The sequence below is a fragment of the Aeromonas sp. R4-3 genome (assembly GCF_040908275.1).
GTDB classification, from domain to species: Bacteria; Pseudomonadota; Gammaproteobacteria; order Enterobacterales; family Aeromonadaceae; genus Aeromonas; species Aeromonas rivipollensis.
On record NZ_JBFODK010000052.1, the window covers coordinates 25257 to 39250 of the forward strand.

Genomic DNA, 13994 nt, shown 5'->3' on the forward strand with positions numbered 1-13994 from the left:
TCAACCCGGGCGCCCGGGTCACCATCGACAGCGAACCCGACAACCCCCAACTCAAGACCTTGATAGCTCACCTCCCCGCTCTGCCGTTCCGGCAGGTGCTGGCGCCAGGTTTTATCGGGTACCGCGGCTGGCGGGCATAACCGGCAAACCAATAGTGTTCCCATAACTTAGGTAGCAAGGAATCACGGCTCTTCCTTCATTAAAGTCGGCGCCCCATCCTCAAGGACAGGAGGGCCACGCCATGCAACAACTTCAACTGACCATCGACCAGGATAGCCAACTACTCAACGACCTGGTCAGCACCGTGCGCTCCCCCACCCTTTCTCGATCGGCAAAGCTCGCCGAGATAGGCCGCATCCTGGCGCACTTCGATCTGCCTATCGAAGCGCCCCGGGTTACCGGCCAGCTCTGGAGTGCAACTGCACTGGGTAAGGAGCTGGGGGTCAGCGCCCAAGCCATTGGCCGGCTGGCCAACCAGCACAAACTGAAAACCACCGAACTGGGAGAGTACCGCCTTGACCAGGCAGCAAACTCCCGCAAGCAAGTTCAAACCTTCTACTACAACAAGCTCGGGCGTCACCGGCTCGAGTCACTATTAACCGCGAGGACCACATGCAACGAAATTACATCTACCCCTGCGCCAGATGGGTAAGGCCACGCCTTTTTGAAGCGCTCACAGGCATGACAGAGAAGGCAGCCGAGGGACGACGCCTCAAAGGAGAATGGCCGGAAGGAGTGATCTGGAAATATGGCCCAGATGGACAGGTTCGTTACAGCATTGAGGAGTACGACAAGTGGGTAGAGTCAACGCAATAGACAACCTCTCCACCCTGGTTGCAGGACAGACGGGGTTAGAGGTACACGGTAACAAATTGCGGCTCTGCTTCAGCTACAAAGGAAACCGCTGTCGCGAAGTCCTCGACATCCCTCTAAGCAAAGCCAACATCAAATTCGCAGCAAACAAACTTGCTGCGATAAAACACGAGATCGCCCTGGGCAATTTTGACTATGCCAAACACTTCCCCAATTCCAAGGCTCTGGTGCGCTTAGGTATTAAAACTACTCCCAACATGACCCTGGCCCAGGCCGTCTCAACATTTATGGAGAGCGTAGGCCCGACAGTGGGCATCTCCACCAAGCGCTCATACCTTAGCGCCTTTCGCAGAATGACCTTGTTCCTGGGCCAGGACATGCCGATTTCTGACCTACTGCCCATGCATATCGAAAGGCTACGCAACGACTTGTTCAGCGATTGCAAACCAAGATCAGTCAAGACCTACATGGGACATGTTGGGAACTTACTGAACTGGGCAGCCAGAAATGAACTTATCGATAGAGAGTTTGATGTACGCGTCAATGCAGCAAAGTTAAGTACAGGAAAGAGCGCAGATCCTTTTGAACACTGGGAGTTTCAAAAGTTGCTGGAGGTAACTTCCAACAAGCAGTTCAAGAACATCTTGTTGGTATTGGCCTATACCGGGATCCGCCCCGGTGAGCTACGCGCCCTCAGTTGGGAGGATGTCGATATGGAGCGGCGGGAGCTCCACATCCGGCGCAACATCACTCAACAGAAGATGCAGTTCAAACTGCCAAAGACTAATCGCACTCGGATTGTGCATCTGATGCCCCCGGCTCTGGCCGCGTTACAGGAACAATTTAAGATAACTGGGGCACTTTCGGATGCAAAGATTGACATGCACCTACCAGGTGGCATGATCGTGCGCCAAACATTGCGCCCAGTCTTCCGACCAACCAGAGTTGTGCCGGGCAGGCCACCTTTTTACTCCGGTGTTTTCCTGGTGGCACCATGGCAAGCAGCAATCAAAAAGTCTGGGGTTCGATATCGTCGCGCCTACCAACTTAGGCATACCTTTGCCAGTTGGAATATTACTGCTCACGGAAATCTTGCGTTCATAGCTGAACAGATGGGCCACAACTCCGCAAGGATGTTGCAAGAGGTCTATGGAAAATGGATTGAATCCGCCAGCCGCAGTGAGGCCGACTTGATCTGGAGTGCAATGCAAAAGAATGGGCATTTGCCCCAATAGCGCCCCAGAATTTTCAACCAGTGACATAGCGCACTGATAATTAAGGATTTTTTTACAATCATATGTTAAGCAGCAACAACATCACCATGCAGTTCGGCGCCAAGCCGCTGTTTGAGAACATCAGCGTCAAGTTTGGCGGCGGCAACCGCTACGGCCTCATAGGCGCAAACGGCTGTGGCAAGTCCACCTTCATGAAGATCCTCGGCGGCGATCTGGAGCCCACTGGCGGTAATGTGAGCCTGGACGTCAACGAGCGCATCGGTAAGTTGCGCCAGGATCAGTTCGCCTACGAAGAGATGCGCGTGCTGGACGTGGTCATGATGGGCCATAGCGAGCTGTGGGCCGCCATCGCCGAGCGCGATGCCATCTATGCCAACCTCGAAGCGACCGACGACGACTACATGAAGGCCGCCGAGCTGGAAGGCCTGGTCGCCGAGTATGACGGTTACACCGCCGAGGCCCGCGCCGGCGAGCTGCTGCTGGGTGCAGGCATCCCCATCGAGCTGCACAACGGCCCCATGAGCGAAGTGGCTCCGGGCTGGAAACTGCGGGTGCTGCTGGCACAGGCGCTGTTCTCCAACCCTGACATCCTGCTGCTGGACGAACCGACCAACAACCTGGACATCAACACCATTCGCTGGCTGGAGCAGGTGCTCAACGATCGTGAAAGCACCATGATCATCATCTCTCACGACCGTCACTTCCTGAACTCCGTCTGTACCCACATGGCGGATCTGGACTACGGCGAGCTGCGCGTCTACCCGGGCAACTACGACGAGTACATGACGGCGGCCACCCAGGCCCGCGAGCGTCTGATCTCCGACAACGCCAAGAAGAAGGCCCAGATTGCCGACCTGCAATCCTTCGTCTCCCGATTCAGTGCCAACGCCTCCAAGTCGAGCCAGGCCACCTCCCGCCTCAAGCAGATCGACAAGATCAAGATTGAGGAGGTGAAGGTCTCCAGCCGTCAGAACCCCTTCATCCGCTTCGAGCAGGACAAGAAGCTGTACCGCAACATCCTGGAAGTGGAAGGGGTGTCCAAGGGTTATGGTGAGGCGCCGCTGTTCAAGGGCCTCAGCATGATGCTGGAAGTGGGCGAGAAGGTCGCCATCCTGGGTACCAACGGCATAGGTAAATCCACCCTGATCAAGACCCTCATGGGCGAGCTGGCACCGGACAGCGGCACCATCAAGTGGTCCGAGAACGCCCAGATCGGCTACTACGCCCAGGATCACGCCGACGATTTCGACACCGATCTCAACGTGTTCGACTGGATGGCCCAGTGGAAACAGGCCAACGAAGACGAGCAGGCGGTACGCTCTGTGCTGGGTCGTCTGCTGTTCACCCAGGACGACATCAAGAAGCCGGTCAAGGTGCTCTCCGGTGGCGAACAGGGTCGCATGCTGTTCGGCAAGCTGATGATGCAGCGTCCCAACATCCTGATCATGGATGAGCCGACCAACCACCTGGACATGGAATCCATCGAATCCTTGAACCTGGCGCTGGAGATGTACCAAGGGACCCTGATCTTCGTCTCTCACGACCGTGAGTTCGTGTCGTCCCTGGCGACCCGCATCATGGAACTGACCGAGAACGGTATCCGCGACTTCGGCGGTACCTACGAGGATTACCTGCGCAGTCAGGGCGTGGTGTAACCCCCCGGGTCTTCCATCATGAAACCGGCGCCAGTGGCGCCGGTTTTTTTATGCCTCTTTGCCCCCTCTGCGAGCGGCTCCCACTGCGAGAGAAGGGCTGAGGATGGGGGCCGCTGTTATGCCCTATCCGGCTTATCCCCTGCCAGCATAGGCAGCACAAGCCCGTGCCTGTCCCCTTCCCTCTTCAGCCCGCCCGCGCTTGCCGAGCAGGCACGTGTGCGGGACATAAAAAAACGGCTCCATCAAGGAGCCGTTTTCAGTTGAGGGCGAGGGTCGATTACTCGACGGTCGCCTCCACGTCGGTGAAGTACTCAATCTTGGCCGCTTTGCGCAGCTCGTCGATCAGCGACTTGTAGTCGGCCTGGGCCTTGCCCTGACCGAGCTGGCCTTGCAGCAGGCTCACCATCTGGGACGGCTCCTTGGTCACATTGACCTTGTCCAGCGCCACCACCACGCGATCGCCATTGGCTTCGGCCACCAGCTCGACGCTCGGCTTGCCATCCTTCGGATGGGGCATGCGGAACGCCTGGGCCAGCAGGTTCTGATCCATCTCCTGGGCGAAGCGGGAGACCCCCTTGTGGCTCTCCACCTTCAGCCCGAGGGCGGTCAGATCGGCCTGGATGTCCTCGCCGGCGTGCAGCTTGTCGAGCAGGCCCTGGGCCTTGCCACGGGCTACTTCGCTGGCCTTCTCATGCTTGATGGCCGCAATCACCTGGTCTTTCACCTCCGCCAGCGGCTTGGCCGCCTTGGGCTGGTGACCCATGATGTGCAGCACCAGCGCCTTGCCATCGGCGAGCTCGATCACGTCCGAGTTGGTGTTGTCATCGCGCAGCTGTTCGGAGAACGCCACCGCCAGCACCTTGGGATCATTGAGGGGCGCCTGGGCATCGGCCTGGCTGAAGTAATCAGACGAGACCACCTTCATACCCATGGCTTCGGCGGTCAAGTCCAGCGAATCCGGGTTCTCGAAGCTGCTGTCGGCCATCTTCTGCTGCTCGGCGAAGAACAGCTCCTTGGCCTTGTCCGCTTGCAGACGGGTGATGGTTTCGCTCATCACATCCACGAACGGCTTGGTCTTGGCAGGCTCGACGGCCAGCAGCTTGATGATGTGGAAACCGAACGGGCTCTTCACCACGGCGGAGAGATCCCCCGCCTTGGCCAGCGCAAAGGCAGCCTGCTCGAAGGCCGGATCCATCACCCCTTTCTCGAACCAGTCCAGTTCGCCGCCCTTCTTAGCGGAGAAGGTATCGCTGGAGTTGGCTTTGGCCAGGGTAGCGAAATCGTCACCGCCCTTGACCTTGGCCAGCAGCTCGTCGGCCTGCTTCTGGGCCGCCTTCTCATCCTTGCCAAAGGGGATCAGGATGTGTGCCACCTGGCGACGCTCGGCACGCTGGAACAGGTCCTGGTGCTGATCGTAGTAATCCTGAGCATCCTGCTCGGTCACCTTGATGTTCTTGCCAAGGTTGGCGGCATCGAGCAACAGGTAGTCGACCTTGACCTTCTCGTCGTTCATGAAGCGGCCGCTATTGGCCTTGTAGAACTGATCCACCTCGGCGTCGCTCACCTCGACCTCACCCATGTAGGCGGAGGCAGCCAGGCGCACCAGACGCAGGTCCCGGGTCTGGTTGTAGAGCTTGTCGAGCTGCTCGGCCTCGCCCTTGAGGGCGAACTCGGAGCCGAGCAGGGCGCCCATCAGTTGCTGGCGCACCATGTCCTGGCGCAGGGAATCACGGAACATCTCGGGGGTCATGCCGGCGCGACGGATCAGCTGCAGGTAACGATCGTTGTTGAACTTGCCGTCCTCAGCAAACTCCGGCATCTCCACGATGGCCTGCTTGATCTGCTCGTCACTGACCCGCAGGCCGAGCTGACGGGCCTTGTCATCGATCAGCGCCTGATCGATCAGCCTGTCCAGCACGCCGCGGCGGAACTGTTTCATGTAGTCGGGGTTGGCGGCCAGCTGGTTGAAGGCCTCACCCATTTGGGATTCCATGCGGGCCCGCTCGTTGCGATAGGCATTCTCCAGTGCGGGGGCACTGATGTCATTGCCGTTGACGGTAGCGGGGGCGGTACGTGCCGGGCCATTGAGGTAGCTGCCTACACCGGCCAAGGCAAAGGAGAGGATGATCAGGCCCAAGATAACCTTGGCTACCTTGCCCTGCGCCCCTTCGCGTAGTTTATCCAACATCATGTTTGTACTTATGCTCCCGAACTCGATGGGCATGAATAATGAAAAGGCGCACCGATTGCGATGCGCCTTGGTCAATCAGTATGAGGGAGAGCCCTCTCACTTGTCTGGTCAGCGACCAAGGTCGGAGCCGATGAGAATCAGCGCCCGGCTTAGTTGACCGCGTCTTTCAGGGCCTTGCCGGCTTTGAAGGCAGGAACTTTACCGGCAGCGATTTCGATGGTCGCACCAGTTTGCGGGTTACGGCCAGAACGAGCGGCACGCTCGCGAACGGCGAAAGTACCGAAGCCAACCAGAGCAACCTGGTCACCCTCTTTCAGGGCTTCACCTACGGCGTCAATGAAAGCATCCAGCGCACGGCCAGCGGCAGCTTTGGAGATATCAGCACCGTCTGCAATCTTGTCAATCAGTTGAGATTTATTCACTCTTATATTCCCCTTTTATCGAACATCGCTGCGGCACTGATTTCCCTGGCCACAACAAGTGGAGGTTTTATAACAAGCCTCCTGATCAGTTGCAAGTGACAATCTGGCGCAAACCCGCGCCACATCACGCATTGCGACTCATCATGAGTACCCGATCGGTGGTCAAGGCTACTTCCGTTATCCGGCGCATGCAAGCCTTAACCACCCCCCGAATGCGCCAAATTTGCGGCGCATCAACATTTACACGACAGAAACGCGTTCGAAACCCTGCGGATTGTCCTGCAACGCCAGTGCAAGCACCTCATCAATCCAGCGAACCGGATAAATTTCAAGGTCTTGTTTGACATTGTCCGGGATCTCCTCGAGATCTCGTTCGTTCTCTTTCGGGATAAGCACCCGCTTGATGCCGCCACGGTGAGCCGCCAGCAGTTTCTCCTTGAGACCCCCGATGGGCAGCACTTCGCCGCGCAGGGTGATCTCCCCCGTCATGGCAACGTCGGCACGCACCGGGTTGCCGGTGAGGCTCGAGACCAGGGCGGTACACATGGCGATACCGGCGCTCGGGCCATCTTTCGGGGTCGCCCCTTCCGGCACGTGCACGTGGATGTCGCGCTTCTCGTAGAAGTCGGCGTTGATGCGCAGCTTCTCGGCACGGGCCCGCACCACCGTCATGGCGGCCTGGATGGACTCCTGCATCACATCACCGAGTGAACCGGTGTAAGTGAGCTTGCCCTTGCCCGGCACGTTGGTGGTCTCGATGGTGAGCAGATCGCCCCCCACTTCGGTCCACGCCAACCCGCACACCTGGCCTACCTGGTTCTGATCGGTGGCCTTGCCGTAATCGAAACGCTGTACCCCGAGGAACTCCTTGAGGTTCTCCTGATTGACCTGAACATGCTTGATGCTCTTGTCCAGCAGGATGCGTTTGACCGCCTTGCGACAGATCTTGGAGATCTCGCGCTCCAGGCTACGCACCCCCGCCTCGCGGGTGTAGTAGCGGATGACGCCGACCAGAGCAGAATCCTCGATGGTGATCTCGGACTCTTTCAGACCGTTGCGCTGGATCTGCTTGGCCAGCAGATGCTGCTTGGCGATGTTGAGCTTCTCGTCCTCGGTGTAACCGGACAGACGGATCACTTCCATCCGGTCCAGCAGCGGACCCGGGATGTTCATGGAGTTGGAGGTGGCCACGAACATCACGTCCGACAGGTCATAATCCACTTCCAGATAGTGATCGTTGAAACTGCTGTTCTGTTCGGGATCCAGCACTTCCAGCAAGGCAGAAGCGGGATCGCCACGCATGTCCGAGCTCATCTTGTCGATTTCGTCGAGCAGGAACAGCGGGTTCTTCACGCCGACTTTCGCCATCTTCTGGATGAGCTTGCCGGGCATGGAGCCGATATAGGTGCGGCGGTGACCGCGGATCTCAGCCTCGTCACGCACGCCACCGAGCGCCATGCGCACGTACTTGCGACCGGTCGCCTTGGCGATGGACTGACCCAGCGAGGTCTTGCCCACACCGGGAGGCCCGACCAGACAGAGGATGGGGCCCTTGAGCTTGTTCACCCGTGCCTGTACCGCCAGGTACTCGAGGATGCGATCCTTGACCTTGTCCAGGCCATAGTGATCCGAATCCAGCACCTCTTGTGCCTTGGCGAGATCTTTCTTGACCTTGGAGCGGGCCTTCCACGGCACCTGCACCATCCAGTCCACATAGCTGCGCACTACTGTGGCTTCGGCGGACATGGGGGACATCATCTTCAGCTTGGCAAGCTCGGCCAGGGCCTTCTCACGGGCATCGTCCGGCATCCCCGCCTCGTCAATCTTGCGATTGAGGGCTTCGAATTCGTCCGGGCTGTCTTCCAGCTCACCCAGCTCTTTCTGGATGGCCTTCATCTGCTCGTTGAGGTAATACTCCCGCTGGCTCTTCTCCATCTGCTTCTTGACCCGGGAGCGGATGCGCTTCTCGACCTGCAAGAGGTCGATCTCCGACTCCATCATGGCCATCAGAAACTCGATGCGCTCGGACACAGAGGCGATTTCCAGCACCTTCTGCTTGTCTTCGAGCTTGAGCGGCATGTGGGCAGCCATGGTGTCAGCCAGGCGCGCCGCATCGTCGATCGCCGAGATCGAGGTCAGCACCTCGGGCGGGATCTTCTTGTTGAGCTTGATGTAGCCTTCAAACTGGCCGATGGCGGAGCGCACCAGCACATCCTGATCCTTCTCCTCGATGGGGGCAGACGCTATGTACTGCGCCTCACCGACGAAGAAGTCCTTGTCATCGATCATCCGCTCAAGACGGGCACGCTGGCCCCCTTCCACCAGCACCTTGACGGTGCCGTCAGGCAGCTTGAGCATCTGCAAAATGTTGGCCACTGTCCCGACGGAGAAGATCTCCTCCACCGTCGGCTCGTCAGTTGACGCATCCTTCTGGGCCACCAGCAGGACTTTCTTGTCCTGCTCCATGGCCGCTTCCAGACAGCGAATGGATTTTTCCCGCCCCACAAAGAGTGGAATGACCATGTGGGGGTAAACCACCACGTCACGAAGAGGCAGGACGGGAATCTCGATGCGTTCTGAACGCTCTAGGTTCATATATGTCCTCTCGGCTTGTTATACCGTTGGCAAAGCACGTGGCTGAGTATATGGGGGCGCAAAGATGAGATTCAATCGCCTTGGCCGTAAAAAGCATGAAAGGGGCAAAATGCCCCTTTATGTGATTAAAAATCAGTCAGTTACTCTGACGCTGCGGCCTGTGTCTCGGGATTGTCGTAGATCATCAGGGGCGCGGAGTCCCCCTTGATCACCGTCTCGTCGATCACCACCTTGCTGACCCCTTCCAGGGAGGGCAGGTCATACATGGTGTCGAGCAACACGGCTTCGACTATGGATCTCAGACCACGAGCACCTGTCTTGCGCTCCATCGCCTTGCGGGCGATAGCGTTCAGGGCGTCGTCGCGGAACTCCAGCTCCACCTCTTCCAGGGCAAACAACGCGGCGTACTGTTTGGTCAGCGCGTTCTTCGGCTCTTTCAGGATCTGGATGAGGGCAGCCTCGTCCAGCTCGGTGAGGGTTGCCACTACCGGCAGACGACCGATGAACTCGGGGATCAGACCGTATTTGATCAGATCTTCCGGCTCCACCTTGGCAAAGTTCTCGCTCAGGGTCGCCTTGGCATTCTTGGATTTGACGTCAGCGCCAAAGCCTATGCCGGTCCCCTTGACGGAACGCTGCTCGATCACCTTGTCCAGACCGGCGAAGGCACCGCCACAGATGAAGAGGATCTTGGAGGTATCAACCTGCAGGAACTCCTGCTGCGGATGCTTGCGGCCCCCTTGCGGCGGCACTGAGGCGATGGTGCCCTCGATCAGCTTCAGCAGTGCCTGCTGCACCCCTTCCCCGGAGACATCGCGGGTGATGGAAGGGTTGTCCGACTTGCGAGAGATCTTGTCGATCTCGTCGATGTAGACGATGCCGCGCTGGGCCTTCTCCACGTCGTAGTCGCACTTTTGCAGCAACTTCTGGATGATGTTCTCCACGTCCTCGCCCACATAACCGGCTTCGGTCAGGGTGGTGGCATCGGCCATGGTGAAGGGCACATCCAGCAGACGGGCGAGCGTCTCGGCCAGCAGGGTCTTGCCGCTGCCGGTCGGGCCAATCAGCAGGATGTTGGACTTGCCAAGCTCCACACCACCGGACTCGCTGCCGCTGCGCAGACGCTTGTAGTGGTTGTAGACGGCAACTGCCAGCACCTTCTTGGCGTACTCCTGCCCGATCACGTAGTCGTCCAGATGGGCGCGGATTTCATGAGGGGTCGGCAGCTCGCTACCATCGCGCTTGGGAGAGATCTCGCGGATCTCCTCGCGGATGATGTCGTTGCACAGCTCGACACACTCATCACATACGTAGACGGAAGGGCCAGCGATCAGCTTACGCACTTCATGCTGGCTTTTGCCGCAGAAAGAGCAATAAAGCAGCTTGTCGCCCTCACCCTTGCGTTTCTCTGTCATTCAGCGACCTCGTTTTATCAATAGAGGATGGATCGTCCTGTTGAGTTTACAACAGGACGGGATACCCTGCTCAGCCGCGCTGGCTCAGGATGCCGTCAACCAGACCATAGGCCACGGCCTGCTCGGCCGACATGAAGTTGTCACGGTCGGTGTCGCGTTCGATGGTGGCCATGTCCTGTCCGGTATGGAAAGCCAGACGATCGTTCAGGGTATTCTTGATTTTCAGGATCTCCTGGGCATGGATCTGGATGTCAGATGCCTGGCCCTGGAAGCCGCCAAGCGGCTGGTGGATCATCACGCGAGCGTTAGGCAGGCAGAAACGCTTGCCCTTGGCACCGCCGGCCAGCAGGAAGGCGCCCATGGAGCAGGCCTGCCCCATGCAGACGGTGCTGACGTCCGGCTTGATGAACTGCATGGTGTCATAGATGGACATCCCCGCAGTGACGGCACCACCCGGCGAGTTGATGTAGATGCTGATGTCCTGATCCGGGTTCTCGGACTCCAGGAACAGCAGCTGAGCCACCACCAAATTCGCCATGTGATCCTCAACCTGACCGGTCAGGAAGATCACCCGCTCTTTGAGCAGACGGGAATAGATGTCATAGGAACGCTCCCCTTTCGCCGTCTGCTCGACCACCATAGGGATGAGCGCATTGCGTGGGGATTCAGTCACATCGTTATAGTTCTTGTACATAAGGCATTGTCCCTAAAATAAAATGGCCCGAGTGGAGATCACACGAGCCATTATACTTAACAGTTTTGACCTTAAGTCAAATGTTCTTAGGCAGCGGCACCGGACTTGTTGATCACTTCGTCGAAGGCAACTTCTTTCTCGGTCACTTGCGCCTTGGACAGGATCAGGTCGATGGCTTGATCTTCGATGGCCAGGTTACGAACGCCGTTCAGCATCTGCTCGTTCTTCTGGTAGTACTCGATCACTTCCTTCGGATCTTCGTAGGCGGTGGCCATGGACTCGATGATGCTGGTCACACGGGCGTCGTCAGCCTTGATCTCGTTGGTGCGGATGACGTCACCCAGCAGCAGACCGACGCGTACACGACGCTCGGCTTGCGCCTGGAACAGCTCGGCCGGCAGCTCGGGAGCGTTGCCGCCCTGGAAGCCACCGAAACGCTGCAGGGCTTGCTGACGCAGGGTGTCGATTTCCTGGGCAACGGCAGCCTTCGGCAGATCGATCTGGTTGGCTTCAACCAGGCCGTTCAGCACTTGCTCTTTCACGCTGTTTTTCAGGGCTTGAGCCAGTTCGCGCTCCATGTTCTTGCGCACTTCGGCTTTCAGCTCTTCAACGCTGCCGCTCTCGATGCCAAAACGCTTGACGAACTCTTCGGTCAGCTCAGGCAGTACCTGCTCTTCAACCTTGTTCAGCTTGGAGGCGAACTTGGCCGCTTTGCCCTTCAGGGCTTCGGCGTGGTAGTCAGCCGGGAAAGTCACCTCGATGGTGAACTCGTCGCCCGCTTTCTTGCCCAGGATGGCGTCTTCGAAGCCAGGGATCATGCGGCCGGCGCCCAGTTCCAGAGTGAAACCTTCAGCCTTGCCACCGTCGAACTCTTCACCGTCGATGGAACCGACGAAGTCCAGGGTGACACGCATGCCATTGGCGGCAGCGGCATCGACGTCAGACCAGGTAGCGTGCTGCTTGCGCAGGGTGTCGATCATGTTGGCCAGGTCGGCATCCTTGACGGAGGCAACCGGCTTCTCAACCTTGATGCTCTCGAGACCGGCAACTTCAAACTCCGGGTACACTTCGAAAGTGGCGGTGAATTCGAAATCCTGGCCTTCCTTGATCTCTTTCGGATCCATGGTCGGCGCACCGGCCGGGCTCAGTTTGCTCTCGATGATGGCCTTGATGAAGTTGTTCTGCATCATTTCATCGGCAACGCGGGCATGGGCCATGGCGCCGAACATCTTCTTGATGATGGCAACCGGAGCCTTGCCAGGACGGAAACCGTCGATGCGACGAGTCTTGGCCAGGCCATTCAATTCTTTACGCACGGCAGCGTCAACGGTAGCAGCCGGTACAGTGATGGTAAGACGGCGTTCCAGACCTTGGGTTGTCTCTACAGAAACTTGCATTCTTTTACCTCGTTCAACTCAGCACTGTGTGCTGACCCTTTATTACCCCTGGGCAAAGCCCGGAGTCTTCCTGTTTATAAAGACAACGACTGTCTTTGTGATGAGAAAATATGACGCGACATTATAGCGGCGCACATTGGTCGCGTCGAGCCGCACATCCCCCATCCGGGGCACAGACAGCACAATTTGCGCAAGACTGCCTCCTATATGGGGAAGCCTTGCGCCGAGTTCAAGCATCAGGTTCGCAATAATTTGCACTTGCTCACCTTTTTGCACGCCACCCTATGCTTTTTTCATCTCCCGGCGTCGCCGGGAGCGGTGCGCTCAGGGGGTCTGCGACCCAAATTGTCCGCCTTCTCGCATCAGCCATTGCGTCCCTCGGCGCCGCTCGCTATGGTGACTGCCAATTTATGAGTCTGGAGAGACCCACATGTCCTTTTTCCGCTTCTTGTTCAATCTGCTCTGGTTTGTACTGGGGGGCGTCTTTATGGGGCTGGCCTGGTGGCTGGCCGGGCTGCTCTGCTTCGTCTCCCTGATAGGGATCCCCTGGGGGCGAGCCTGTTTCGTCATCGGCACCTTTACCTTCTTCCCGTTCGGCAAGCAGGCGGTCAACCGCAAGACAATGACGGGTCAGAGCGACATAGGCACAGGTGCCCTCGGGATGATTGGCAACATCCTCTGGTTCCTGGTGATCGGAGTCTGGCTGGCCATAGGCCACATCGCCTCGGCCCTGGCCTGCTTCGTGACCATCATCGGCATCCCGTTCGGCATCCAGCACCTCAAGCTGGCCCTGATTGCCCTGGCCCCCATAGGCCAGATGATAGTCACCAACCACGAGGCCGAATCCGGTCGCTATATCCGCTAAACAAGAATGCATCGCCAGGCTATGCCTGGGATGTCAAAAAAGGGCAGACTAGGGTCTGCCCTTTTTCATTGCCCCAGTTCGAGGTCCCCCATGCTGCCCAGCCACTTCTTCGCCAACCTCGCCCGCATGCGGCTCATCTACCGCTGGCCCTTGATGCGCAACATTCAGCCGGAAAACATCGCCGAGCACAGCCTGCAGGTCGCCATGGTGGCCCACGCCCTCGGCGTCATCAACAACCGGCTGTTTGATGGCAAGGTGGATGCCAACCATGCCGCCGTCATGGCCCTCTACCACGACAGCAGCGAGGTGCTGACGGGCGACTTGCCCACCCCCGTCAAATACTTCAACCCCGAGATAGCCCGCGAATACAAGAAGATAGAGCTCGCCGCCGAACAGCGTCTGCTGGGGATGCTGCCCCCCGAGCTGATGGAAGACTTTCGCCCCCTGCTCGACTCCGGTGCCCAGGACGACGCCCTCGCCCGGCTGGTGAAGGATGCCGACACCCTCTGCGCCTATACCAAGTGTCTGGAGGAGTTGAGTGTCGGCAACCGGGAGTTCGAGCCCGCGCGCAAGCGCCTCGAGCAGATGCTGGAGGCCCGCATGAACCCGGCCATGCGCTACTTTATCGATGTGTTCGTGGCGAGCTTCTCGTTGCCGCTGGATGAGCTCAACGCCCACTGAGCCAGTCGAATGACCAGAAGAGAGAAGGGCC

Annotated in this window: 11 protein-coding genes; 5 read left to right on the plus strand and 6 right to left on the minus strand. The window is 58.3% G+C overall.

Going from position 1 to position 13994, the window contains the following annotated elements:
* Positions 1-241: 241 nt before the first annotated feature.
* From AB5Y91_RS15840 to AB5Y91_RS15850, 3 genes are all read left to right on the plus strand, one after another.
* Complete coding sequence (locus AB5Y91_RS15840; protein ID WP_234691008.1) at positions 242-652, plus strand: hypothetical protein; 411 nt, start codon at positions 242-244, stop codon at positions 650-652.
* A gap of 142 nt (positions 653-794) precedes the next feature.
* Positions 795-2048: a DUF3596 domain-containing protein gene (locus AB5Y91_RS15845; RefSeq protein WP_368170242.1), complete on the plus strand. Its 1254-nt coding sequence runs from the start codon at positions 795-797 to the stop codon at positions 2046-2048.
* 62 nt (positions 2049-2110) lie between these two features.
* Positions 2111-3703, plus strand: coding sequence for an ABC-F family ATPase (locus tag AB5Y91_RS15850; RefSeq protein WP_106886930.1), 1593 nt, complete (start codon positions 2111-2113; stop codon positions 3701-3703).
* Positions 3704-3980: 277 nt separating this feature from the next.
* Here AB5Y91_RS15850 and ppiD read toward each other — a convergent pair whose 3' ends face one another.
* From ppiD to tig, 6 genes are all read right to left on the minus strand, one after another.
* Positions 3981-5894 carry a peptidylprolyl isomerase gene (gene ppiD / locus AB5Y91_RS15855; protein ID WP_368170243.1) on the minus strand — a complete coding sequence of 638 codons (1914 nt, stop codon included), beginning with the start codon at positions 5892-5894 and terminating at the stop codon, positions 3981-3983.
* A gap of 149 nt (positions 5895-6043) precedes the next feature.
* A complete protein-coding gene (hupB, locus tag AB5Y91_RS15860; protein ID WP_005315375.1) occupies positions 6044-6316 on the minus strand; it encodes a nucleoid-associated protein HU-beta in 273 nt (90 codons plus the stop codon).
* Between the two features lie 240 nt (positions 6317-6556).
* A complete protein-coding gene (gene lon, locus AB5Y91_RS15865) occupies positions 6557-8911 on the minus strand; it encodes an endopeptidase La (RefSeq protein WP_043130769.1) in 2355 nt (784 codons plus the stop codon).
* A gap of 140 nt (positions 8912-9051) precedes the next feature.
* Entirely contained in the window at positions 9052-10326 is a 1275-nt protein-coding gene (clpX, locus tag AB5Y91_RS15870) for an ATP-dependent protease ATP-binding subunit ClpX (RefSeq protein WP_005324108.1), read from the minus strand.
* 70 nt (positions 10327-10396) lie between these two features.
* Positions 10397-11020, minus strand: coding sequence for an ATP-dependent Clp endopeptidase proteolytic subunit ClpP (gene clpP, locus AB5Y91_RS15875; protein WP_005324106.1), 624 nt, complete (start codon positions 11018-11020; stop codon positions 10397-10399).
* Between the two features lie 86 nt (positions 11021-11106).
* Positions 11107-12417, minus strand: coding sequence for a trigger factor (gene tig / locus AB5Y91_RS15880; RefSeq protein WP_106886931.1), 1311 nt, complete (start codon positions 12415-12417; stop codon positions 11107-11109).
* 430 nt (positions 12418-12847) lie between these two features.
* Here tig and AB5Y91_RS15885 point away from each other — a divergent pair, with 430 nt between their 5' ends.
* Positions 12848-13282, plus strand: a complete 435-nt coding sequence (locus AB5Y91_RS15885) for a YccF domain-containing protein (RefSeq protein ID WP_106886933.1) — start codon at positions 12848-12850, stop codon at positions 13280-13282.
* 90 nt (positions 13283-13372) lie between these two features.
* Positions 13373-13963 (plus strand): 5'-deoxynucleotidase, encoded by a 591-nt coding sequence (gene yfbR / locus AB5Y91_RS15890; protein ID WP_234677474.1) that lies wholly within the window; start codon positions 13373-13375, stop codon positions 13961-13963.
* Positions 13964-13994 lie beyond the last annotated feature (31 nt).

Bases quoted from the DNA above. Each gene is read 5' to 3' on its own strand.
- AB5Y91_RS15840 (WP_234691008.1), top strand. From the start codon at position 242: ATGCAACAACTTCAACTGACCATCGACCAGGATAGCCAACTACTCAAC.
- AB5Y91_RS15850 (WP_106886930.1), top strand. From the start codon at position 2,111: ATGTTAAGCAGCAACAACATCACCATGCAGTTCGGCGCCAAGCCGCTG.
- ppiD (WP_368170243.1), bottom strand. From the start codon at position 5,894: ATGATGTTGGATAAACTACGCGAAGGGGCGCAGGGCAAGGTAGCCAAG.
- lon (WP_043130769.1), bottom strand. From the start codon at position 8,911: ATGAACCTAGAGCGTTCAGAACGCATCGAGATTCCCGTCCTGCCTCTT.
- clpX (WP_005324108.1), bottom strand. From the start codon at position 10,326: ATGACAGAGAAACGCAAGGGTGAGGGCGACAAGCTGCTTTATTGCTCT.
- clpP (WP_005324106.1), bottom strand. From the start codon at position 11,020: ATGTACAAGAACTATAACGATGTGACTGAATCCCCACGCAATGCGCTC.
- tig (WP_106886931.1), bottom strand. From the start codon at position 12,417: ATGCAAGTTTCTGTAGAGACAACCCAAGGTCTGGAACGCCGTCTTACC.
- AB5Y91_RS15885 (WP_106886933.1), top strand. From the start codon at position 12,848: ATGTCCTTTTTCCGCTTCTTGTTCAATCTGCTCTGGTTTGTACTGGGG.
- yfbR (WP_234677474.1), top strand. From the start codon at position 13,373: ATGCTGCCCAGCCACTTCTTCGCCAACCTCGCCCGCATGCGGCTCATC.